This window comes from Vreelandella lionensis (assembly GCF_002087295.1).
In the GTDB taxonomy this organism is placed as follows: domain Bacteria; phylum Pseudomonadota; class Gammaproteobacteria; order Pseudomonadales; family Halomonadaceae; genus Vreelandella; species Vreelandella lionensis.
Genome location: NZ_MWVI01000085.1, coordinates 1 through 22,580, shown reverse-complemented (window position 1 = coordinate 22,580; position 22,580 = coordinate 1). Strand labels below are relative to the sequence as shown.

The window sequence follows — 22,580 nt, the reverse complement described above, 5'->3', positions numbered from 1 at the left end:
GAGGCGGTAACGCCTCACCCTACTCATATAGTGAATCTACGCTGGTGGTGCAAAGCGCTGTGTTGGTGCATGAATATCGTGCATGCGAGCCGCCGCGTTGCGCCATCTTGGTGCCAAGCCGCCTGAGTTGTGTTTTTTGTACACGGCTAAGTGATTGATTGTATTTTTAATAGTGGCCTTTGTTCCACATTGGCGCACCCCTTGCAGTGTGTATAGCGACGTGTGAATACGAGTTGTAACTCGCGACCCACGAGTGGACGCACCAAGTGCCCCGTCGCCTCAATAACGACAACGCTTGGCCGCGGTACCCCAAACACGAGCCCCAACCATAAGGGGCGCAAGGAGGTTCAAGTGCCCACACTCCAGCGCAAGACACACCCACGTCCCCTTAGCCGTTTCGCCACTGCCCGGATCACCGCCGCTGTGATGGGCGCCAGCGCGCAAGCGGTGGCCCAAGACGACGACCCTATCAAAGTCGGCATTCTGCACTCGCTCTCTGGCACCATGGCTATCAGTGAATCCACCCTGAAAGACCCCGTGGAAATGCTCATTGAGCAGCAGAACGAAGCCGGTGGCCTGCTGGGCCGTCAGCTAGAAGCCGTGGTGGTCGACCCCGCGTCTAACTGGCCGCTGTTTGCCGAGCGCGCACGTGAACTGCTGGCCCAGGAAGAAGTGGATGTGATCTTCGGCAACTGGACCTCCGTTTCCCGTAAAGCGGTGCTGCCGGTGGTGGAAGAGCTGAATGGCCTGCTGTTCTACCCGGTTCAGTACGAAGGCGAAGAGTCGTCTGAAAACGTCTTCTACACCGGTGCCGCCCCTAACCAGCAGGCCATTCCTGCCGTTGAGTATTTGATCAACGAAGTCGGTATCGAGCGCTTCGCGCTGATCGGCACCGACTACGTCTACCCGCGCACCACCAACCGCATCTTGGAAGCATTCCTGAAAGATGAGCACGGCGTGGCCGAAGAAGACATCATGGTCAACTACCCGCCGTTTGGTCACTCGGCCTGGCAGAACATCGTCTCCGAAATCCGCCGCTTTGGCGAAGAGGGCAAGCCTACCGCCGTGATCTCCACCATTAACGGCGACGCCAACGTGCCGTTCTACCGCGAGCTGGCTAACCAAGGCATCGATGCCGCCGACATTCCGGTGATTGCCTTCTCGGTGGGCGAGCAGGAGCTGTCCGGTATCGACACCGGGCCGTAGTGGGCCATCTGGCCGCCTGGAACTACTTCATGAGCGTGGATACCGACGCCAACTACGACTTTATCGACGCCTGGATTGAGCATACCGGTGACGAGATGGCGGTGACCAACGACCCCATGGAAGCGCACTACATCGGCTTCAACATGTGGGCGGAAGCGGTGCGTAAAGCGGGTACCACCGATGTGGATACGGTGAAAGACGCGATTATCGGCGTGACCGTGCCGAACCTCTCCGGCGGTTACGCGGCGATGATGCCTAACCACCACATCACCAAGCCGGTGCTGATTGGTGAAGTTCAGGATAACGGCCAGTTCGACATCGTCTGGCAAACACCCTCTACCGTGGCCGGTGATGCGTGGTCGGATTACCTGCCGGGCTCCCGTGACCTGATCGCTGATTGGCGCAAGCCCATGGAGTGCGGCCACTTTAACGTTGTGAACGGTTCCTGTGCTGGCAGCACCGCAGCAGAAGAAGCCGAAGCAGCGCTCGCCGAGTAACTTTCGTCCCCTACTGCGCCAGCGCAATGGCGCAGTAGGGGAGCACGCTACCTCTCCCATTTGATCACCAAAGGAAGAACCCCATGAGGCGTTTCCTTTCCTTGGGGCTGCTGTGCCTGATGCTACTCGGCACCGCCGTGTCGGCGCAGGCACAAAGCAGCTCCTCGACTCCCGATGACCAAGCAGCACTCGCGCTGTTGACCGCGCTGGATGTGGACTCCTACCGCGATAAAGGCGAAGCCATTACCGCTATTCTACAAAGCGATGACGAGCGCGCCCGCGACTGGCTGCAGGCACTGCTGGATGGCCGCCTACAACGCACCGACGATGGCCGCTTTGTGCTGGTGCTCGAGAACCGTGGCCGCGACTGGCCGGTGGCGGGTGCGCTGACCAACGAGCCGCTGGGCGAAATGTCCCGCCGCGACCTGGACCGTATCGGCATCAACAATGCGCTGCGTAACCAGCTACGTAGCGCCATTGCCGTGGTGGACCTCTACTCGCCTAACGTAGAGCGCCGCCGTACCTCCGCCGACCGTCTGCTGGGCGAAGTGGACGGCGAGCTGGCCGAGACGCTGACGCCGGTGATTGCCGACGCGGAAGATGAGTACGCTCGCACGCGCTTAGCTCAGGCGGTGGCGATTTACCGCGCCGAGCAGGGCGAGATGGCGGGTGTCGAGGCGCTTACCGGCAGCCTTCACCAGCGTGCTCGCGTGGCGTTAGGCCGTGCGGCTAATAGCGACGACCCTGTTGTTGCCGAGGCAGCAGCGACGGCGCTGGCAGGCATTGAGCAGCAGCTCAAGATTAACCGCGGCCTGGAAACGCTCTATTTCGGCTTGAGCTTGGGCTCGGTGCTGGTGCTGGCAGCGATTGGCTTAGCGATTACCTTTGGCGTGATGGGCGTGATCAACATGGCCCACGGCGAGCTAATGATGTTAGGCGCCTACACCACCTGGATGATGCAGCAACTGCTGCCGGGCCAGCCCGGGTTGGCGCTGATTCTATCGATTCCGGCGGGCTTTATGGTGGCCGCGCTGGTGGGCATTGCCATTTAGCGGGGCGTGATCCAGTTCCTCAAAGGCCGCCCGCTGGAAACCCTGCTGGCCACTTTCGGTATCAGCCTGATTCTTCAGCAACTGGTGCGTACGGTGATTTCACCGCTCAACCGCACCGTGGTGACGCCGGAGTGGATGAGCGGCTCGCTGGTCATCAACGACGCGCTTTCGCTGACCCTCAACCGGATGTTTGTGCTGGGTTTTGCGCTGGTGGTGTTCGCTGCGCTGATGCTGATTCTGCGTCGCACCCGCGTGGGGCTTGAAGTGCGTGCCGTTACCCAGAACCGCGCTATGGCGCGCTCTATGGGTATTCGCGCCACCCGCGTGGATATCATGACCTTTGCGCTGGGTTCCGGCGTGGCGGGCTTGGCGGGCGTGGCGCTCTCCCAGCTCCCCAACGTGGGCCCCCACCTGGGCCAGAACTACATCATCGACTCGTTCATGGTGGGGGGGGTCGGCGGCGTGGGTAACCTGTGGGGCACGCTGGTGGCAGGGCTCTCGCTGGGGGTGATGAACCAGGTGCTGGAACCCTGGGCGGGCGCGGTGCTGGCCAAGATTATCGTGCTGGTCTTCATCATTCTGTTTATTCAAAAACGCCCGCGTGGACTCTTCCCGCAGAAGGGCCGGGCTGCGGAGGGCTAACCCATGATGACGCAAGCAACATCCAGCCAGTTTTGGCTCACCCGACCGTTCGGTGAGCGGGCCACTCAGACCTTCCTCGGCGTGCTGTTTGCCGCGCTGCTGCTGGTCACCGTGCTGCATTTGGCGGTGCCCCAGGGGCATCCGCTGCATGTGAACGCTTACACCGTTAACCTGTTCGGCAAGTACCTAAGCTACGCCCTGCTCGCGGTCGCGGTAGATTTAGTATGGGGCTACCTGGGCATCTTGAGCCTGGGCCATGGGGCGTTTTTTGCCATTGGCGGCTACGCCATGGGCATGTACTTGATGCGCCCACTCGGTCACCGCGGCCCCTACGGCCACCAGTTAATGCCGGACTTTATGGTGTTCCTCAACTGGGACAGCCTGCCCTGGTACTGCCACGGCTTCGATATGGCCTGGTTCGCCTTTGCCATGGTGCTACTGGCACCGGGGATGCTAGCGCTGGTGTTCGGCTTTTTGGCCTTCCGCTCACGGGTGACGGGGGTGTATCTCTCGATCATTACCCAGGCGCTCACGTTTGCCTTGATGCTGGCCTTCTTCCGCAACGAGATGGGCTTTGGCGGCAATAACGGCCTGACCGACTTCCGCGAGCTGCTGGGCTTTAACCTGCGTAGCGATGCCACGCGCTTGGGGCTGTTTATCGCCACCGGCGTGGCGCTGGCGCTGGGCTATATCCTCTGCCGGGCAATCGTCACCAGCAAACTGGGCCGGGTATGTGTGGCTACTCGCGATGCCGAAGCGCGCACGCGCTTTATTGGCTACCGCGTCGAGCGCTTCCAGCTGTTGTGTCTTCGTGGTCTCGGCCATGCTGGCGGGCCTTTCCGGGGCGCTCTATGTGCCGCAAGTGGGCATTATTAACCCCAGCGAATTCTCGCCGCTGTTCTCGATTGAAATTGTTTTGTGGGTGGCGCTGGGTGGCCGGGCCACGCTGTACGGCGCGGTGATCGGCGCGATTTTGGTCAACTACGCCAAAACCATCTTCACCGGCATTATGCCCGACGCCTGGTTATTCGCCCTGGGTGCGCTATTCGTGTTGGTCACGGTGCTGCTGCCAAAAGGTGTAGCGGGGCTGTTAGGCCACCTAAAGCGCCGTAAAGAGGATGATCACCCACCCAAGGAGGCCGCCGCATGAGCCTATTACAATCGCTAAAAGCGCGGGATCGGGTGTTTGATTTTATGGCACCAGAGGCCTCGCCGGTCGACGTGCGCCACGGCCCGATTCTGTATATGGAAGATGTCCCCGTCAGCTTTGATGGCTTCAAGGCGATCAATAACCTGAACCTGACCATCGACGACGGCGAGCTGCGCTGCATTATCGGCCCCAACGGGGCCGGTAAAACCACCATGATGGATATCATCCCGGCAAAACCCGCCCCACCGAAGGCAGCGTGTGGTTGGGCAGCCGCCATAACCTGCTGCAGATGAACGAGCCGGAAATCGCCAGCCTCGGCATTGGCCGCAAATTCCAGAAGCCCACGGTGTTCGAAGCGCTCAGCGTATTCGAGAACCTGGAATTGGGGATGGCTGCCGACAAGCGCATCTTCCCCACGCTGACCGCCCGCATGACCGGGGAGATCAAAGACCGCATTGATGACGTGCTGGAAACCATTGGCCTGACCGCGCTGCGCTTCCAGCCCGCCGGGATTCTCTCCCATGGCCAGAAGCAGTGGCTGGAGATTGGCATGCTGCTGATGCAGCGCCCGCGCCTGCTGCTGGTGGATGAGCCGGTGGCCGGGATGACCGAGCAGGAGATGGAGCGCACCGCCGAGCTGCTCACCGGCCTTGCTGGCAAGCAGTCGGTGGTGGTGGTAGAGCACGACATGGGCTTTGTGCGCTCGATTGCGCGCAAGGTGACCGTGCTGCACCAGGGCAGCGTGCTGGCCGAAGGCAGTATGGACGAGGTCTCCAACGACCCCAAAGTGGTCGAGGTGTATTTAGGGTTGGATGAAGAGGAGAGCGCCTGATGCTGGCGATTGAAAAGCTCAACCAGTTCTACGGCGAGAGCCATACGCTGTGGGACTTAGACCTAGGCGTGCCCGCCGGTCAGTGCACCTGCGTGATGGGCCGCAACGGGGTGGGTAAAACCACCCTGATGAAAGCCATCATGGGCGAAGTCGCGGTGAAAAGCGGCCAGCTGCGCTACCAGGGCGATGGCAGTGAGATCGAACTCACCAAAAAAGCCGTGGAAGCGCGCTCGCGCATGGGCATCGGCTTTGTGCCCCAGGGGCGACAGATCTTCCCGCTGCTGACGGTGGAGGAGAACCTGCGTACCGGGCCTGGCCGCCCGGGGCGACGGGCTGAAAAAAAGCCCCGAGCGTATCTACGAGCTGTTTCCGGTGCTGAAAGAGATGAAGCACCGCCGGGGCGGCGATTTATCCGGCGGGCAACAGCAGCAGCTCGCCATCGGCCGCGCGCTGGTGATCGAGCCTAAGCTGCTGATTCTTGATGAACCCGGCGAGGGCATTCAGCCTAATATCGTCGCCCAAATCGGCCAGGTGATTCGCCAACTGATCAAAGAGGATGGTTTAACGGTGCTGCTGGTCGAGCAAAAGCTGCCCTTCGCCCGTAAATACGCCGACCGCTTCGTGATTATGGATCGCGGCCGCCCGGTGGCCAAAGGCGAGATCAGCGAACTATCTAACGAGCTGATTAAGCAGCATTTGACCGTTTGAGTTATCCACACCCGGTTTACAGCCGTGGATCGGGTTGGAACGGCAGTTCCTCGGCGGTGGCAATGGCTTGCTCGAATAAGGGGTGGGCCGGGTTGAGCATGTAGTTAAGCTCTCTCGGCACCACCACGCTGGGGAGCGCCAGTGCCAAACTCTGGCCGGTTGCCAGCCAGCCATCGCCCAGGTCGGCGGTTTCCGCAGGTGCTGGCGCTTCCTGCCAGTGGTCCGGTAGGTCTTCGAAGCCAACGCGTAAAATACTCTCTGCTGGCAGCGTCAGGCGCAGCAGCGCATAGGCGTTGAGCAGCCGATAGCTTTCCAGATGCACCATGATTTCCAGCAGCGCCAACGACTCTGAGCTTGCCACATACACGCAGGCATTGCCTGGGCTGTTCCAGCGCCCGCCGTAAAGCCGTGCACCCTCGCCATCAAACGCGCTCTCCTGAAACTTGCGCTTCACCAGCCGGTAAGCGGTGACCTCGCTCATACCGAAACCCCGTGCTCCAACCGCCCAATCAGGTTCAGTACCGTTTGGTACTCCGCCGAGGTGGCGCTCATTTCGACGGGGCGACGCCCGCCTAGCCCGGCATTGGGCTTGAGCAGCCAGGCACGGGCACCCTCCGCGTCACCCTCGAACAGATCCAGCGCCGCCTTGAACAACTCGGCAAAGCGATATAACCGGTCGCTTTCCGCCATCTTGAAACGGCCCGACCTTGGCACGGCGGCTCAGCGTGGCAGAAGGGATATCCACATAGCGTGCCAGCGCTTTCTGCTCAATACCTGACACCTTGGCAAGCTGGGGATAAACACGATATGCGACGCCTGCATGTAGCAGCTCATGCAGCTTACGGCCCCGGGCAGGCAAGCCGATCTGCTGCCAGAATCCGGAAGCGACCGCTTTGGGGGGCTGGTATTGAGAAAAGTGAATATCCATGACGCCATACTCGTTTGATAATTCAATGATGTATCAATTGATATACAGCGGGCTTGGTGTTCCGTCAAGGGTAATGAACGGTAAAACGCTTGTATAAAAATAGGCTTTATTCGTCAGGTTGGATTATCCACACTCACTCTGTCCGCTTATGTAGGCTTTAAAAAAGAGGGGGGTTGTTTAAAACCCTGAGTTGGGTCCGTATTGGCTATCCTGTTTTATGTGTAATATGGCGGGTTTCAACAATAACCATCGGGTGGGATATGCGTTATAAAGACAAACATCAGCTCGCTGCCGAGTGGCAGTCACTCCTGGAGCGCACGCCTTTGGCGCTACGCCAAGCGGTGGAGACACTGGTGGAATCCCGCCGCGATATCTTTGCCGATCATTTCTATCAAGTGATGCTGGAAGACCCCCACGCGTCGCTGTTTCTCTCCAATGAGCAGGTGAAAAACCGGCTTCACCCCTCCATGCAGCGCTGGCTCAGCGCTATGTTTGCCGTCGAGCACGCCGATTTCGAATCCCTGGTCGAGCAGCAGGAAAAAGTCGGCCAGGTGCATGCGCGTATCGATATCCCGGTGAACTTGGTACTTAATGGCGCACGGCAGCTAAAGCAGGCGCTTTATGAGCACATTAACAGCACCTTTAGCGCTGAACTCTCTTCCGGTGATGCAGCGGTTTACGTGTCTGATCATATTGATATGGCCATGGAAATAATGAGCCATGCCTATTCAGTGGCGAATAATCGTAATACCCGTATGGAAGAAGCCTATAAGCTGTTCTCTTTAACCCAGAGCATCGGCGATGAGCGCGAGCGACAGCGCTCCGCACTGCTCGATTGGGAGAACGCACTGATGTTTGCCGTGGCTGCGCAGCAGGCAACGACGGCTTTACCCCGATTAGCCAGCTCCGAGTTTGGGCTTTGGTATCACCATAAAGCGTGCCACGCCTTTGAGGGCGCGCCGGAAATTACCACCATTTCACAGCATGTTCGTCGCGTGGACGAGGAGTGGCTCGCCCAGCTAGGCGACTCAGACAGCCAGCGTCGCCTGACTGCGTTGAGCAGCATTCGCGATGCGGCTCGCACGATCTTGATGCTGTTGGATGACGTTCTGGATCGCGCCTCGGGGCTCGAAGCAGGCCGCGATAGCCTGACGCGTCTGCTCAATCGCAAGTTCCTCTCGGTGGTGCTGAGCCGTGAAATAGAGATCGCCCGGCATTCGGAAAAGTGTTTTGCGCTGCTCATGGTGGATATTGATCACTTCAAATCAATTAATGACACCCATGGCCATGATGCTGGCGATAACGTACTGCAGCAGGTGGCCAGAATTCTTGACCGCTCGACCCGAGGTGGCGACTACGTGTTTCGTATGGGCGGTGAAGAGTTTCTGATTGTGCTGGTGGATACGGATCAAGACGGCAGCCGACTGTTTGCCGAACGGCTGCGCCACGCGGTGGCCAAGAGCCGATGTTAGCCGCTGCCGATACGCTATTGAACGTCACGGTGAGCGTCGGGGTTACGCTTCATGATGGCCACCCAGACTACCAACGCTCGATGCAGCGCGCCGACCAAGCGCTGTACCAGGCGAAACGCAGTGGTCGCGACCGAGTGGTTGTCTGCTAGTAACGGATTGATTGGGGAGAGAATCATGTTTCCGCAGCGCATAATGCCGTCAAAGGTTGTGTGGCTACTAACGATGCTGTTAATAAGCGCACCGCTATCGGCCGCCCATCATGGTGGTGCCCGCCAGAAGGTATGGCGGGGCAGGCATCCTCTATTGAGGTTGCCCACCCCTGGGCACGCGCCACTCCGCCGGGGGCCGGAGCGGGCGGTGGCTTTGTCACCCTTACCAATCACGGCGATGGCGATGACATGCTGCTGGGGGCGACCAGCCCGATCACCGAGCGTGTCGAGATTCATATTATGGAGATGGACGGCGATGTGATGCGCATGGCACCCCTGCCCGGTGGCATTGAGCTACCGGCGGGCGAGAGCGTGACGCTAGCGCCGGGCGGTTTACACTTGATGTTGATGGAACTGGGTTCTCCCATCGTTGAGGGTGAACCTGTCCCTGTGACGGTTTGAGTTCCAGCACGCCGAGCCGATGGAGATCGAACTTCAGGTGCTGCCAGTGGGTGCCTCTCCGGAAGGGAGCCACCATGAAGGTGCCCATGATCATGGGCACGCGGCGCACTAAGTCGGCCCATCGCCCTGTTAGCCTTGGCGAGCGGGGCGACGCTTCCACCACATCACGCCTGCGGCCACGCACATCACGATGATGGCGATGCATACCGCCAGCCGGAAAAGCTGATTGGTAAGCCCAAACTCCTGCCCCAAGTGAACGTTAATCCCAAACTCCAGCCAGCGGTCTAGCGGGCCATAGTCGGCGTAGCTCATATCGAGCAGCGGCTCCCCACGCCGCCCCTGCCGTTGCGCGGCCACCAGAGATAAATGCCGGTGGCGACTAACAAAATCGACCAGCCCGCGGCAATCTCAATCAGCTTGCGCGGGGTTTGACCGAAGAACTTGAAGCTATGCAGGTAGCGAACGGGCCACATCACCGTTCCCCGGTCATCCAGCGAACCAAGCACCTCAGCCGTATAGGGATTGACGTACACGGCCAGCCGTTCGCCGGTTAGGTGCAATGTGATGGCTATATGCACATATTTGGTGCATTGGAGGGCTGGGCAAGAGGGTTGAGGCTCAAAAAAAGGTCTTTATGACGGTAAAAAAGCGCCTTTCACCATTTTGGCGCATTCTTTGCATTTATAAGGCAATGATGAATCCACAAGGAAGCGACAGCGCCCCATGATGTTGAGCGAACTTGCCCCACCCGCTGCTGGTTCCGGCCACCGCTTTGACGCCGAGCGCCGCTGGGCCGCCTCGCTGGCCTTGCGCTTTGCCAACCGCGACGACGTGACAAGGCTAATTCAGGCGCGCCACCAAGGGCCGTTACGGGTACAGCGCCCCTTCTACCCGGAAGGCAGCCAGGAAGGTGCCACATTTACGTGCTGCACCCGCCCGGCGGGCTCGTGAGCGGTGATGCGCTGCCCATCCGCGCCCATGTAGAGCGCGGTGCCCATGCGCTGCTCACCACGCCCGCTGCCAATAAGCTCTACAAAGCCGACAGCCAAGGCGTGGCCTGGACGCAGCACACCGAGCTGACGGTAGAAGAGGGCGGCACCTTAGAGTGGCTACCCCAGGAAACCATCGCGTTTAACGGCTCAAAGGGGACTCAGCGCACCCATATTGCGCTGCAGGGTAATGCCCGCTGCCTAGGCTGGGAAGTGATGGCGCTCGGACGCCCGGCCAGCGATCTGCCCTATGTCACGGGGCGCATCGAACAGCACTTTCGCTTAACCCTGGATGGCAAGCCGCTGTGGCTTGAAACCCAGCCCCTGGACCCCGCACACCCACGCTTTGCGGGCCGCTGCGGCAGGGCGGCGCCACGGTGCAGGCCACGCTCTGGGGGGTGGGTATTGACGCTGCCGCTGTGGCTATTGAAGCACTGCGCGAAGCGCTGCCGGATAACCCCCGCTGGGCGGTAACCGTGCTCCACGGCGTACTGCTGATGCGCTATCTAGGCACATCCCGTAACGAAGCCTGGGCGCTGTGTGAACAGGCCTGGCACCTGCTACGGCCGCGCTGGATCGGGCGCGAAGCGCATACGCCGCGCATTTGGCTAACTTAATTGGCAACACGCTGATAACGCTGGAGACACTCCATGGAACTGACCCCACGAGACAAAGACAAGCTGATGCTGTTTACCGCCGCCCAGCTTGCCGAGCGCCGCAAAGCGCGTGGTTTAAAACTGAACTACCCCGAAGCGGTAGCGCTGATCAGCTTTGAGATTATGGAAGGCGCGCGAGATGGCCGCAGCGTGGCGGATTTAATGGGCTACGGCCGCGAAATCCTCACCCGAGACGACGTGATGGAAGGCGTGGCGGAGATGGTCGATGAAGTACAGGTGGAAGCCACCTTCCCCGACGGCACCAAGCTGGTCACCGTTCACACGCCGATCAACTAATCATCCACCGTTAGGAGAGCGCCATGATTCCAGGACAGTATCAGTTACAAGAGGGGGATATCGAGCTGTGTGCGGGCCGCGAACGCATCAGCGTAGAGGTGGCCAATACCGGCGCCGGCCCATTCAGCTTGGCTCCCACTACCACTTTGCTGAAGCCAACCCCGCGCTGGTGTTTGACCGCGATAAAACCCGTGGCTATCGGCTGGACGTCGCCGCAGGCACCGCCATTCGCTTCGAGCCTGGCCAAACCCGCGAAGTCACGCTGATTCCGTTCGTCGGCAAGCGGGAAATCTACGGCTTCCGTGGCGATGTGATGGGGCCGCTGGATCGTCCTCTAAAAAACTAATGGCGTAAGGCGATTAGGCATCGGCAGGCCATCGCTCATGGGACTGTCTGCGGCATGGATGCCGCAGCCAAGCGTACAAGGACGTATTCACAGCGTGTCCCATGAGTGATGGCCTCCCCAGTGCCAAGCTTCATCTTTTAGGAGAGGCAATACATGAAACCGGTAAACAGAATCAGTCGGCGCGCCTACGCCGATATGTACGGCCCCACGGTAGGCGACCGCGTGCGCCTGGGCGACACCGAGCTTTGGATTCAAGTCGAAAAAGACGCCACCCACTACGGTGAAGAAGTGAAGTTCGGCGGCGGCAAGGTGATCCGCGATGGCATGGGCCAAAGCCAGCGCCAGGGACGCCTCGGTGATGGACACCGTGATCACCAACGCACTGATTTTAGACTGGTGGGGCATCGTCAAAGCCGATGTAGGTCTGCAAAACGGCCGCATCGCCGCCATTGGTAAAGCAGGCAACCCCGATACCCAGCCGGATGTGGAGATCGTTATTGGCCCCGGCACCGAAGTGATTGCTGGCGAAGGCAAAATCCTCACCGCAGGCGGCATCGACGCCCACATCCACTTTATCTGCCCCCAGCAGGTGGAAGAAGCTCTGATGAGCGGTGTTACCACCATGCTGGGCGGCGGCACCGGCCCTGCTACCGGCTCCAACGCCACCACCTGCACCCCCGGCGAGTGGCACATTGGCAAGATGCTTCAAGCGGTGGACGACCTGCCCATGAACATCGGTCTGCTCGGCAAAGGCAACGCCAGCCTGCCAGAAGGGCTCGAAGCACAGCTGGAAGCGGGCGCGATGGGTCTCAAGCTGCATGAAGACTGGGGCACTACCCCCGCCTCGATTGATACCTGCCTGAGCGTGGCGGAAAAGTACGATGTGCAGATCGCCATCCACACCGATACGCTCAACGAATCCGGCTTCGTGGAAGACACCCTGGCGGCGTTTAAAGAGCGCGGCATTCACACCTACCACACCGAAGGCGCAGGCGGCGGCCACGCCCCGGACATTCTCACTGCCTGCTCCAAGGAGTACGTGCTGCCGTCCTCCACCAACCCCACGCGGCCCTACACGGTGAATACCATCGACGAGCATCTCGACATGCTCATGGTCTGCCACCACCTGGACCCCAATATCCCCGAAGATGTCGCCTTTGCGGATTCACGCATTCGTCGCGAAACCATCGCCGCCGAGGATATCCTCCACGACCTTGGGCGTGATCTCGATGATCGCCTCCGACTCCCAGGCCATGGGTCGCGTAGGTGAAGTCGTCTGCCGCACCTGGCCAACCGCCCACAAAATGAAAGTGCAGCGCGGCCTGTTGCCGAAAGATGAAGCGTTAGGGGCCGACAACCTGCGCGCCAAGCGCTATATCGCCAGTACACCATCAACCCCGCCATTACCCATGGCATTGCCCATGAAGTCGGCTCGATTGAAGTCGGTAAGCTAGCGGATTTGGTGCTGTGGAAGCCCGCTTTCTTTGGCGTCAAACCCGCACTGATTCTGAAAGGCGGCATGATTGCCGGGGCACCGGTGGGCGACCCCAACGCTTCCATCCCCACGCCGCAGCCGGTGCACTACCGCCCCATGTTCGGCACCTTTGGCCGCGCCGCCAGCCAAACACGGCTCAACTTTGTCAGCCAAGCGGCGATTGACGCGGGCATTAAAGAGCGCCTTGGCTTACAAAGCACGCTTTCCGCCTGTAAGAACGTGCGCGGCGTGCGTAAAAAAGATATGAAGCTCAACGATGCCTGCCCAGAACTCACCGTCGACCCGCAAACCTACGAAGTGCGCTGCGACGGCGAACTGCTCACCTGCGAACCCGCGACCGAGCTACCGCTGGCGCAGCGGTATCACTTGTTTTGAATGTAGGGCATACCCCACGTGACACGAGAGCCGGGAGCAGCCCGTAGAGAGGGTCTTTTGCCATGGATGGCAAAAGTAGCGTACAGGGATGTATTCACAGCGCCCTCTCGTAGGGCTGCCCCGGGCGAGCCTCAAAGGCTATACCAGGACGATATCGATGTTGAAACTGATTGAACGCCTCGGCCCCATAGATGAGGGCACCGCCAGCGACACGCTGACACTGCCCTTTGAACTACGCATTCGCGGCCGCTTAAAAGCCGAAAGCGACAGCGGCCAGCCGCTGGGGCTGTTTCTGGATCGCGGCCCCGGTGCTGCGCGATGGCGAAGGCTTGAAAGCGGAAAATGGCGAGATCGTGCGCATTTGGGGCCGCCATTGAACCCGTGGTGACCGCGCGAGTGAGTACTGGCTTACCGCTGGCCCGGCTGGCTTACCACCTCGGCAACCGCCATGTGCAGCTCGCACTGGGGGAAGATGAGCAAGGCGGCTGGGTACGCTTCCCGCCCGACCACGTCCTCGAGGAGCTGGCCGAGCTGCTGGGTGCCACGCTTGAGCACCACAACGCCACCTTCGACCCCGAACCGGGCGCTTACAACCAAGTGGGCGGTGGGCATTCGCACAGCCATTCGCATAGTCATTCCCATGACCACGATCACGATCACGATCACGCGCATGAGCACCACCATGCCCACTGAACAGCCCTCAGACCTCGCCCTGCTAGGGCTGATGCAGCTCGTCAGTCCCGCGCTGCCCATCGGTGCCTTCGCTTTTTCCCAAGGGTTGGAGAGCGCCTTTGAACGGGGCTGGGTGAGTGATGAGGCAAAGCCTGTCTCATTGGCTATCCGGCGTGCTGGAAGATGGCATAAGCTGCTGTGAGCTACCGTTGATCGAGCGGCTATATCGCGCTTTCGAGCAGCAGGATAGCACGGCGGTGTCAAAGTGGGACGACTGGCTGGCTGCCACCCGTGAAACCGCTGAACTGGCCGCTGAAGAGAGCCGCCTGGGCGCATCGCTGAAGCGGCTGCTGGGCCGGCTCGACCTATTACCCAAACATGAAGGGCTGCCCAGTGAAGACTCACTCACGCCCTTGCTACCGGTGCAGGCAGGCTATGTGACCCTGTTTGCCTGGGCGGCTTACCAGCGCGGCATCCCTGTGCGTCAAGCGCAGCTCGGCTTTGGCTGGGCGTGGCTGGAAAACCAACTCGCGGTGGCCTGTAAAGCGCTGCCGCTGGGGCACACCGCTGCTCAGCGCATTATCGAGCAGTTACGTGGCGAGCTGGTGATGCCGTCGAGAAGGCCCAGCGGCTAGACGATGACGAGCTTGGCCCTGCGCTGCCCGGCGTCGCGCTGGCCAGCGCCCTACACGAAACCCAATATTCCCGTTTGTTTAGAAGCTAACGAGCGTTGTTATTTAGGAGAAAACCATGACTCACTGTTTACGCGTTGGCGTGGGTGGCCCGGTCGGTTCAGGTAAAACCGCCCTGCTCAAGCAGCTCTGCACCGCGCTGCGAGACCACTATGACATTGCCGTTGTCACCAACGATATCTATACCCGCGAAGACGCCGATTTCCTGCTCAAGCACGATGCGCTGCCCGCCGACCGTATTCTCGGTGTAGAAACCGGCGGCTGCCCGCACACGGCGATTCGTGAAGATGCCTCGATGAACCTAGCGGCGATTGATGAGCTACACGCCCGTCATCCCAAGCTGGGTCCAGTGCTGGTGGAGTCCGGTGGTGACAACCTTTCCGGCAACGTTTAGCCCCGAGCTTTCTGATTTAACGCTCTACGTGATCGACGTGTCGGCAGGCGACAAAATTCCCCGCAAAGGCGGTCCCGGCATCACCAAATCCGACCTGCTGATTATCAACAAAATCGATATTGCCGAGCAGGTCCACGCCTCACTGGAAGTGATGGAGCGCGACTCGAAAAAGATGCGCGGCGAGCGCCCGTTCGTGTTCACCAACCTCTACGATGGCGTCGGGCTTGAAGAGATCATCCGCTTTATTCTCGATAAAGGCATGCTGGACGAGCGTCGCCCACAGGCGGCGTTAGCGTAAGGTTGTTCTTCTCTAACTGAGCAGCGTTGTTTCATGGCTATCAGCGTGCTGAAACGGGCCATCCCTGGCAGCCACAGTTCTACAATGAACTGATAGGTTATTGATATCCTTAACTTATGTTATGAAAATCTGTTTTGTCGCATTAATTTATTGTTCCTAAAGTAAAAAATCATGAGAAGTGACTAAAGCTGACACACTTTGTGCCGATAAACAAAACACCGAATACACCGCATATTTCCCACTTGATGAGGCTAGAACTCGAACATGATGGCTACTTCTGAGAAGAGAAGTCGTTGGGCCTTGGGTTTGCCTACCAAGGTGCTGATGCTGGTATTACTCCCCTTGCTGTTGGTCTCCGTTGTCTTGGTCTGCTTTGAAGCGTATCGCAGTGCCAAGGACACGCACGAGGCTCTAGTAGGGCAGCGCGAGCTGTTAATTGAAGAGCGTCGTGCCGCAGTGCGCGATATCGTGCAGATGGCAACAACGGCTATCGCCCCGATTTATGAAAACGCCGGTGCCAATGACCGTGAAGCAAAGGAGCGCGCTGCTGAAATGCTGCGCTCCATGCGCTTTGAAGGCGAAAACTATATTTTCGTATATGGGTACGACGGTACCAACATCGTATTGCCTCACTCTCCGGAGCGTGAGGGTCAAAACCTGAGAGACCTGCAAGCACCTGATGGCACCTATATCGTGCGGGATTTCATTCGAGTTGGCCAAGATGGCGGTGGTTTTTACGAATACCCGTGGGAATACCACGGTACCAATGAGACTAAGCCCAAGCACTCCTACATTGATCGTTTAGAAAAATGGGGCTGGATTGTAGGCGCTGGTGTGTATGTAACAGATGTTGATGAAGCAATGGCCGAGTTAGAGGCTGCTGCCGCTGCCGACCTACGAAATGCGATTATATTCGCAACGCTGTTGGGCGATGCACTATTTGCAGCTATTGCTCTGCTGGCCTTTGGCTTTGTGCGTCGTATTGTCGGGCCGATAAAGCGTACCGCTGATGCGATGAGGGATATTGCGCAAGGCCGGGGGGATCTCACCAGCCGCCTAGCGTTGGAAGGCAATGATGAAATCGGTAACCTCGCCGTACAGTTCAACGCGTTTGTAGCGCGTATGCAGGATACCTTGCGTGATGTTCGCCGCAGTACCACCAGCGTTTTCTACTCAGCCGAGGAAAGTTCCCGAAGCTCAGAAGATCTAGCCACACGTACCGAGCAGGCTGCCGCCAACCTGCAGCAAACCTCGGCCTCTATGGAAGAGATTACGTCCACTGTGAGCCACAGTGCTGACAATGCCCAACAGGCCAACAAGCTGGTGCAGTCCACTGCGGAAGTGGCCCACCAGGGTGAAGAGGCCATGGGGCAGGTAGAAAACACGATGCGCGATATCAACGACTCGGCTACGCGCATCAGTGAAATCATCACCATGATTGATGCGATGCCTTCCAGACCAACATTCTGGCGCTAAACGCCTCGGTGGAAGCTGCCCGTGCGGGTGAGCATGGCCGTGGCTTTGCGGTGGTTGCTCAAGAAGTACGCACCCTGGCTAGCCGTTCTAGTAATGCCTCTAAAGAGATCCGCGCGCTGATCGATGCCTCGGTGCAGCACACCCACACCGGTGCGGAACTGGTGCGTAACGCGGGCGCCACCATGCGTGAAATTGTGGAAAGCGTCTCGAAGGTCACCGATGTGATTGGCGAGATTAGTGCAGGCGCCAAAGAGCAGAGCAGCGGTATTGGCCAGATCAACACCGCCGTGGCCGAAATGGATACCATGACCCAGCAAAATGCTGCCATGGTGCAAGAGTCCACTACGGCCGCTGCGGATATGCGCCGCCACGCTGAGCACCTTAATGAGCTAGTCAACTCCTGCGTATTAGGGGAAGACGACTCACAAAGCCAGACAACACCCCAGTTGAAAGGCCAGTCGCGCCAAGCGCTGCCTGCCAGCCGGTCCCGGACCAGCCAAGAGCTCAAGCGCCCGGCACTCTCCTCTAAGCCTGCACCCACTAAAGCTGGTGGAGACGACTGGGAAGAGTTTTAAGCTATGAGGTGATATCAATCAAAAGGGGCTTGCCAAACGGCAAGCCCCTTTTTCTTTTCTACTAGTGGCGCTGTTTAGCTACGCTTAGTTAGCGCTAACGACCCGACCAGCCCAGCAGTATGGGCACGTAAAGCACCAGCAGCAGCACGCTAATCAGCCCTAGCAAGTAGGGGATAATGGCGCGGGTAATGCGCTCTAGCGGCAGTTGGGTGACGGACGACGCCACGTACAAGTTGATCGCCACGGGTGGGGTAATCATGCCAATCGATAGCCCCAACGACAATGATCAGCCCGAAGTGGATCGGGTCGATGCCCAGCTGCAGCACCAGCGGCAGCAGCACCGGGGTCAGAATGATCAAAGCGCTGGCCGTTCGATAAACACCCCGGTCAGCAGAACCACCGCCACCACCAGCAGCATAATCACGTAAGGGTTGGTGGAGAGCGACAGCACCGCCTGGGCAATCGCGCCGGGCACCTGCCAGCTTGAGAGCGTCCAGCTCAGCACCGCCGACATGGCAATCACCAGAATAATCACCGCCGTGGTCATCGCCGAGCGAATCAGCAGCTTATACACCTGAGGCAGGGTTAAATCCCGATACACAAACAGCGACACCAGCAGCGCGTAGTTTACCGCCACCACGGCCGCTTCCGACGGCGTGAAAATCCCCGAGAAGATACCCCCCAAGAATAATCACCGGCGTCATCAGCCCCCAACTGGCTGCTTTTAACGTGCGCCAAATAGTGGCCAGTGAGAGCGGCGTACCTTTCGGGTACTTGCGTTTATACGCCTGGGTAATTGCAATGGTCATGAGCGCTATACCCATCGCCAGCCCCGGTAAAAAGCCGTTCAAGAACCAGCGACGAAACCGACTGCTGGGCAATGACCGCGTAGATAATCATCGGCACCGACGGAGGAATCACCACGCCAATGGTGCCGCTGGCAGCAATTAAGCTAGCCGCTGAAGCAGGGTCGTAGCATTTGCGCTTAAAGCTCTGGCACTAGGCTTGAACCCGCCGCTGCGGTAGTAGCCGCGCCGGAGCCGGAAATGGCCGCAAAGAACATGCCCGCCATCACCGAAACCACCGACAGCCCGCCGCGCATAAAGCCCACCAGCGAATCGGCAAAGCTCACCAGCCGCTCGCTGACTTTGCCCTGGGCCATTAAATCTCCGGCTAGGATAAACATTGGAATAGCCACCAGAGCAAAGGAGTTAATGCCCTGGAACATCTGCTGGGTGACCACCATCAACGGCACGCCGGATTGGTACAGCGCGTAGAGCGAGCTGGCTCCAATCGCGAAGGCAATCGGCACGCCCAGCAGCATAAATAGGAAGAACAGCCCAAAGAGTACCAGCGTCATAGCGGCTCCTCCTGGTCGGCTGCCGTGGGTTCACCGTTCACCAGTACCTCGACCATGTCCACCAGGGCGTACCATGCCATGATGCCCGCCGCGAGCGGCATCACCGCATACACATACGTCATCGAGAGTCGCAGCGAAGCGGACTTCTGGAAGCTCTGCACCTGCATATAGCGGTAGCCAATCACGATCAGCGTGATCATAAACGCCACCACAATCGCCAGCGCCGCGAGCCTGGCCAGCTTACACAGCGGTAGAGGCAGGGCATCCACCGCAAAGTTGATGGCAATATGCCGCGCGCGCTGCAACGCCAGCGTGCCCGCTAAAAAGGTGATCCACACCCGCAGAAACCGCGCGACCTCTTCGGTCCAGCCCACGGCGCTGAACAGCACCCGCGAGACGATCTGTAGCGTGATTACGCCAATTAAAGCTGCCATGCCCGCAAACACCACGGGCTGGATGATGGCATCCAGCCCGCGTTCAATGCGTTGCAGCAGCGTCAAAAGAGGCTGTGCAAACGACATCACTGTTGCAGCGCCTCCTGGATACGCGGCAGGTAATCACCAAACTGCTCGCCGTACTTCTCGTATACCGGCGCAACGGCGGCTTGGAAGGCTTCCATATCCGGAGCGTCATTAATTTCCATGCCTGCTTCGCGCAGTGCTGCCAGCTGCTCGGCTTCCATATCCGCGTTCACTTGGCGCTCATGCTCGGCAGCTTCCTGGGCGGCTTCTTCCAATACCGCTTGGGCGGCTTCGGGGAGCTGGTTCCAGGCGGGCATACCCATTACAAAAATCGCCGGGGCGTAGGTGTGGCGGGAGAGCGTCATGTAGGTCTGGGTTTCATCCAGTTTGAACGAGTGAATCACGTTCACCGGGTTTTCCTGGCCGTCGATGGTGCCCTGCTGCATAGCGGTGAGCGCTTCGGTCCATGCCATGGGGATCGCGTTGGCACCCAGCTCGCGGAAGGTGTCGGTGTAAACGGGGTTTTCCATCACGCGGATGCGCAGGCCATCCAGGTCTTCCGGGGAATTCACCGCCCGCTCGCTGTTGGTCAGGTTACGGAAACCGCGCTCGGCGTAAGCCAAGCCTTTCAGGTTCACGTCTGCCAGATTATCCAGTAGTTCCTGGCCGATGGGGCCGTCCAGCACGCTATAAGCGGCTTCCGGGGAGGGGAACAGGAACGGCAGTTCAACAACCGCCATCTCTTCCACAACGGTGGCCACCGGTCCGTTGGTAATCACGCCCATATCCACGGAACCGATCTGCATGCCTTCCAGCAGCGTGCGCTCATCGCCCAGCGAGGTGTTGGGGAAGATCTCGATATTCACCTTCCCATCGGTGCGTTCTTCCACCAGCTCTTCGAACTTGGTGGCGGCAATATGGAAGCCATCCTGCTCGTTCACCACGTGGGCGAGGCGCAGCGTTAGCGGGTCCATATCCGCAAAATCGTTGGCGTTCGCGGCGCTCAACAGCGCCAGTGAGATGCCCAGTGACAGCGTACTACGTGCAAATGTTTTCATTTATTATGTTCCCAATATGACCAAGGGTGGTTAAGAGGTGCAAAAGTGCCCCCAGAGCATGCACCACCGCAGGGAAAACGGTCAATCATAAGGCGGTCTAAAACCCCCCCGCCGCTAGACACAGCCCGCCCACACGGGTACGATACGCACCCAAAGCGCCCGTAGCTCAGTTGGATAGAGTGTCGGCCTCCGAAGCCGAAGGTCGCAGGTTCAATTCCTGGCGGGCGCGCCAAAATTTGTGTGAAAAGGGGCCTGCGTTAACGCGTAGGCCCTTTTGTTTTGTGGTGTTGGCGGCTGTAACCACTCTAATAACCACAAAAAGCAATTCCAATGTAAGCGCACGGCAGGTTTTGTATAAGCGTGAGACCTGCCAAAAGCATTTTTAGCGTCAGATCTGGTATTACAGCCGCTGTTTACCCATTGCAGATAGAGTTGTCCTTCACTTTTTGTATGACTATCCCCAAAAAAATGAGCTTATCTTGCATGTATAGTAGGTCTGATATTTGGGCTGAATCGCCCTGGGTTTCGGAGACACCTCCAGGCCTTATACTAAAGGTATCTAGGAGGATCCATGAGCCGTCCCCGTTACACTGAAGAATTCAAAATCGAAGCCGTTAAACAGGTGGTAGAGCGTGGCCATCGCGTGGCCGAGGTCGCTGAGCGTTTAGGCGTGTCAGGCCACAGCTTGTACCACTGGATCAAGCGCTACGATAAGCCGGTAGAACAACGACAAGAAGATGTTGATCTCCAAGCTGAAAACCGTCGTTTGAAGGCTGAACTAAAACGCGTGTCAGAAGAGCGAGATATACTAAAAAAGGCCACCGCGTACTTCGCCAGGGAGTCCGACTGAGGTACGCGTTTATTCAAAAGCATGCGGGCCAATATCCGGTACGTCGCTTGTGCCGCCTGATGCCCGTGCACCCTAGCGGCTACTACGCATGGTGCAAAAAAGCACTGTCTAATCGAGACCGGGATGATCAGCGCCTCTTGGGATTGATCAAGCATGCGTGGCTTGAAAGCGGCGGTGTATATGGCTATCGCAAGGTCTACCAGGATTTGCGTGAGGCTGGCGAAGCCTGCGGTAAGCACCGAGTGGCCCGACTGATGCGTAGAGAAGGCTTACGCTCTCAGACCGGCTATCGACGACGCCCTGGCTGCTATGGCGGTGGAAAACCGGGCATCGTATCACCCAACCATTTAGACCGTCAGTTTGAAGTAACAGCGCCCAATGTTGTTTGGGTGACGGATATTACGTACATCCGAACGTACGAAGGCTGGCTTTACTTAGCGGTGGTTATCGACCTGTTTTCTCGTCAAGTGGTTGGCTGGTCGATGAAGTCACGTATGACCACGGAGTTAGTGCTGGATGCTTTATTGTCGGCAGTTTGGCGACGCAAGCCGCAAGGAACTGTGATGGTGCATTCGGATCAAGGAAGCCAGTTTAGCAGTGGAGACTGGCAAAGCTTTTTGAAAGCTAATCACCTGGTGGGCAGCATGAGCCGACGTGGCAACTGTCATGACAACGCCGTTGCTGAAAGCTTCTTTCAACTCCTCAAGCGAGAGCGGATCAAGCGACAGATTTATTCGACACGGGAAGCGGCTAGACGCGACGTGTTCAATTACATTGAAATGTTCGACAACCCAAAGCGCCGACACGGCACAAGTGATAACTTGTGACCGGTTGAGTATGAAAGGCGTTACTTTAAGAGCCTAACGGGTGTCTAGAATACCCGGGGCGATTCATTCCGCAGATAACGCGAAAAACAGAGCAACCGCATTCGTTTGTTGACTGGGCGGTGCTTTTACCAGTGTGACGTGCACCTTCTCACTGCCGTGAAAGCGGTTTTTCGCTATATACAGGGCATGCAGGTTCGCAATACAAAACAGCGGATCGTCATGTTTTTTGCCCCTCTTGGCTTCGTAGACAACAGGAGGGTGCTGAAGGATATAGGCTTTTAGAGCATCGTCGGTCATCCTTTGAATCGCTTGCAAAAATGGCGGGCGGGCTAATAAAAGGCGCCGCACCGCGGGCGGTAGGTATCTGCTCACCTCGATATGCGACAGTGGAACCTTTCTTGAAACACGCTCTTTTAGCATCAAAATACCTGTTTTATTTTGTGGGAGTGCTTTTGCTTACTATCTAAAGGCATCATGCTTTAAGTAAGTGTGACTTCTTTATTATCGTGGTTTTTAAATGGTGGCAACCCCTTTGGTGTAAAAAAATCAGTGTGGCCTCGTCACTCTAAAGTGTGCGCTTGGAGGTGGGCTGTTGATATAGCTGTTCAGGGAAGTTTCGACATTTGTTTTTTTAGGGAAGGTCTGAATAACTGCCGATATT

The 22,580-nt window shown here is 58.3% G+C and carries 18 protein-coding genes, 1 tRNA gene and 11 pseudogenes; 20 read left to right on the top strand and 10 right to left on the bottom strand.

Annotation, left to right across the window (positions count from 1 at the left end):
• Positions 1-351 precede the first annotated feature (351 nt).
• The 6 genes and pseudogenes from urtA (at position 352) to B4967_RS21025 (ending at position 6,087) form a co-directional block, all read left to right on the top strand.
• Positions 352-1,703: pseudogene (gene urtA, locus B4967_RS12370) on the top strand (urea ABC transporter substrate-binding protein).
• Between the two features lie 83 nt (positions 1,704-1,786).
• Positions 1,787-3,397 (top strand): annotated as a pseudogene (urtB, locus tag B4967_RS12365) (urea ABC transporter permease subunit UrtB).
• A 3-nt stretch (positions 3,398-3,400) separates the two neighbouring features.
• A pseudogene (gene urtC / locus B4967_RS12360) lies at positions 3,401-4,547 on the top strand (urea ABC transporter permease subunit UrtC).
• Positions 4,544-5,379, top strand: a pseudogene (urtD, locus tag B4967_RS12355) (urea ABC transporter ATP-binding protein UrtD). The pseudogenes urtC and urtD overlap by 4 nt, the downstream one beginning before the upstream one ends.
• Positions 5,379-5,846, top strand: coding sequence for an ATP-binding cassette domain-containing protein (locus tag B4967_RS12350; protein ID WP_340638772.1), 468 nt, complete (start codon positions 5,379-5,381; stop codon positions 5,844-5,846). Before urtD ends, B4967_RS12350 begins: the two are co-directional and overlap by 1 nt.
• Complete coding sequence (locus B4967_RS21025) at positions 5,764-6,087, top strand: ATP-binding cassette domain-containing protein (protein ID WP_422821856.1); 324 nt, start codon at positions 5,764-5,766, stop codon at positions 6,085-6,087. Before B4967_RS12350 ends, B4967_RS21025 begins: the two co-directional genes overlap by 83 nt.
• A 16-nt stretch (positions 6,088-6,103) precedes the next feature.
• Here the strand turns inward: B4967_RS21025 and B4967_RS12345 are convergent, their stop codons facing one another.
• The 3 genes from B4967_RS12345 to B4967_RS21020 are packed head-to-tail and all read right to left on the bottom strand — an operon-like array spanning position 6,104 to position 7,015.
• Positions 6,104-6,568 (bottom strand): RES family NAD+ phosphorylase, encoded by a 465-nt coding sequence (locus B4967_RS12345; protein ID WP_083025464.1) that lies wholly within the window; start codon positions 6,566-6,568, stop codon positions 6,104-6,106.
• Positions 6,565-6,777, bottom strand: coding sequence for an antitoxin Xre/MbcA/ParS toxin-binding domain-containing protein (locus tag B4967_RS19595; RefSeq protein WP_243470563.1), 213 nt, complete (start codon positions 6,775-6,777; stop codon positions 6,565-6,567). Before B4967_RS19595 ends, B4967_RS12345 begins: the two co-directional genes overlap by 4 nt.
• Positions 6,707-7,015 (bottom strand): antitoxin Xre-like helix-turn-helix domain-containing protein, encoded by a 309-nt coding sequence (locus B4967_RS21020; protein WP_340638770.1) that lies wholly within the window; start codon positions 7,013-7,015, stop codon positions 6,707-6,709. The genes B4967_RS19595 and B4967_RS21020 overlap by 71 nt, the downstream gene beginning before the upstream one ends.
• A 260-nt stretch (positions 7,016-7,275) precedes the next feature.
• Between B4967_RS21020 and B4967_RS12335 the strand changes: the two genes are divergently transcribed.
• Genes B4967_RS12335 through B4967_RS12330 form a run of 3 tightly spaced genes read left to right on the top strand, consistent with a single transcriptional unit; the run spans position 7,276 to position 9,098 of the window.
• Positions 7,276-8,487 (top strand): diguanylate cyclase, encoded by a 1,212-nt coding sequence (locus B4967_RS12335; RefSeq protein ID WP_279384714.1) that lies wholly within the window; start codon positions 7,276-7,278, stop codon positions 8,485-8,487.
• On the top strand, positions 8,481-8,636 hold the full coding sequence (locus B4967_RS20470) for a diguanylate cyclase domain-containing protein (RefSeq protein ID WP_279384713.1): 156 nt from the start codon (positions 8,481-8,483) through the stop codon (positions 8,634-8,636). Before B4967_RS12335 ends, B4967_RS20470 begins: the two co-directional genes overlap by 7 nt.
• A gap of 60 nt (positions 8,637-8,696) precedes the next feature.
• Complete coding sequence (locus tag B4967_RS12330; protein WP_243470562.1) at positions 8,697-9,098, top strand: copper chaperone PCu(A)C; 402 nt, start codon at positions 8,697-8,699, stop codon at positions 9,096-9,098.
• Positions 9,099-9,227: 129 nt separating this feature from the next.
• Here the strand turns inward: B4967_RS12330 and B4967_RS19590 are convergent, their stop codons facing one another.
• Positions 9,228-9,410 carry a PepSY domain-containing protein gene (locus B4967_RS19590; protein ID WP_243470561.1) on the bottom strand — a complete coding sequence of 61 codons (183 nt, stop codon included), beginning with the start codon at positions 9,408-9,410 and terminating at the stop codon, positions 9,228-9,230.
• Positions 9,407-9,676: a PepSY domain-containing protein gene (locus B4967_RS19585; protein ID WP_243470560.1), complete on the bottom strand. Its 270-nt coding sequence runs from the start codon at positions 9,674-9,676 to the stop codon at positions 9,407-9,409. The genes B4967_RS19590 and B4967_RS19585 overlap by 4 nt, the downstream gene beginning before the upstream one ends.
• Before the next feature lie 145 nt (positions 9,677-9,821).
• Between B4967_RS19585 and B4967_RS12320 the strand changes: the two are divergent.
• From B4967_RS12320 to B4967_RS12310, 3 genes and pseudogenes are all read left to right on the top strand, one after another.
• Positions 9,822-10,704: pseudogene (locus tag B4967_RS12320) on the top strand (urease accessory protein UreD).
• A 33-nt stretch (positions 10,705-10,737) separates the two neighbouring features.
• Positions 10,738-11,040 carry an urease subunit gamma gene (gene ureA / locus B4967_RS12315; RefSeq protein WP_083025462.1) on the top strand — a complete coding sequence of 101 codons (303 nt, stop codon included), beginning with the start codon at positions 10,738-10,740 and terminating at the stop codon, positions 11,038-11,040.
• A gap of 23 nt (positions 11,041-11,063) precedes the next feature.
• Positions 11,064-11,386: pseudogene (locus B4967_RS12310) on the top strand (urease subunit beta).
• 87 nt (positions 11,387-11,473) lie between these two features.
• On the opposite strand, the gene B4967_RS19580 reads toward B4967_RS12310, so the two are convergent.
• Positions 11,474-11,719 carry a hypothetical protein gene (locus B4967_RS19580; protein ID WP_243470564.1) on the bottom strand — a complete coding sequence of 82 codons (246 nt, stop codon included), beginning with the start codon at positions 11,717-11,719 and terminating at the stop codon, positions 11,474-11,476.
• Between B4967_RS19580 and ureC the strand changes: the two are divergent.
• The 6 genes and pseudogenes from ureC to B4967_RS21010 all read left to right on the top strand — a co-directional run bounded on the left by ureC (position 11,609) and on the right by B4967_RS21010 (position 17,363).
• Positions 11,609-13,256 (top strand): annotated as a pseudogene (gene ureC / locus B4967_RS12305) (urease subunit alpha). The gene B4967_RS19580 and the pseudogene ureC overlap by 111 nt on opposite strands.
• Positions 13,257-13,413: 157 nt before the next feature.
• A pseudogene (ureE, locus tag B4967_RS12300) lies at positions 13,414-13,949 on the top strand (urease accessory protein UreE).
• Positions 13,939-14,652, top strand: a pseudogene (locus B4967_RS12295) (urease accessory protein UreF). The pseudogenes ureE and B4967_RS12295 overlap by 11 nt, the downstream one beginning before the upstream one ends.
• Positions 14,653-14,678: 26 nt before the next feature.
• Positions 14,679-15,312 (top strand): annotated as a pseudogene (gene ureG / locus B4967_RS12290) (urease accessory protein UreG).
• Between the two features lie 324 nt (positions 15,313-15,636).
• Positions 15,637-16,788: a cache domain-containing protein gene (locus B4967_RS21015; protein ID WP_340638769.1), complete on the top strand. Its 1,152-nt coding sequence runs from the start codon at positions 15,637-15,639 to the stop codon at positions 16,786-16,788.
• Positions 16,789-16,796: 8 nt separating this feature from the next.
• Positions 16,797-17,363, top strand: coding sequence for a methyl-accepting chemotaxis protein (locus tag B4967_RS21010; RefSeq protein ID WP_340638768.1), 567 nt, complete (start codon positions 16,797-16,799; stop codon positions 17,361-17,363).
• A gap of 94 nt (positions 17,364-17,457) precedes the next feature.
• Here the strand turns inward: B4967_RS21010 and B4967_RS21375 are convergent.
• The 3 genes and pseudogenes from B4967_RS21375 to B4967_RS12270 form a co-directional block, all read right to left on the bottom strand.
• Positions 17,458-18,723 (bottom strand): annotated as a pseudogene (locus B4967_RS21375) (TRAP transporter large permease).
• Entirely contained in the window at positions 18,720-19,244 is a 525-nt protein-coding gene (locus tag B4967_RS12275; RefSeq protein WP_083025460.1) for a TRAP transporter small permease, read from the bottom strand. Before B4967_RS12275 ends, B4967_RS21375 begins: the two are co-directional and overlap by 4 nt.
• On the bottom strand, positions 19,244-20,242 hold the full coding sequence (locus B4967_RS12270; protein ID WP_083025458.1) for a TRAP transporter substrate-binding protein: 999 nt from the start codon (positions 20,240-20,242) through the stop codon (positions 19,244-19,246). Before B4967_RS12270 ends, B4967_RS12275 begins: the two co-directional genes overlap by 1 nt.
• Positions 20,243-20,397: 155 nt before the next feature.
• On the opposite strand from B4967_RS12270, the gene B4967_RS12265 reads away from it, so the two are divergent.
• Both B4967_RS12265 and B4967_RS12260 read left to right on the top strand, forming a co-directional pair.
• Positions 20,398-20,474, top strand: a tRNA-Arg gene (locus tag B4967_RS12265).
• A gap of 339 nt (positions 20,475-20,813) precedes the next feature.
• Positions 20,814-21,919 (top strand): IS3 family transposase gene (locus B4967_RS12260; RefSeq protein ID WP_139794488.1). Its coding sequence is split into 2 segments (ribosomal slippage): positions 20,814-21,057 and positions 21,057-21,919, totalling 1,107 coding nucleotides; the frame shifts between segments, so codons are not numbered across the junction.
• Between the two features lie 63 nt (positions 21,920-21,982).
• Here the strand turns inward: B4967_RS12260 and B4967_RS12255 are convergent.
• Positions 21,983-22,339 (bottom strand): hypothetical protein, encoded by a 357-nt coding sequence (locus tag B4967_RS12255; protein WP_139794487.1) that lies wholly within the window; start codon positions 22,337-22,339, stop codon positions 21,983-21,985.
• Positions 22,340-22,580 lie beyond the last annotated feature (241 nt).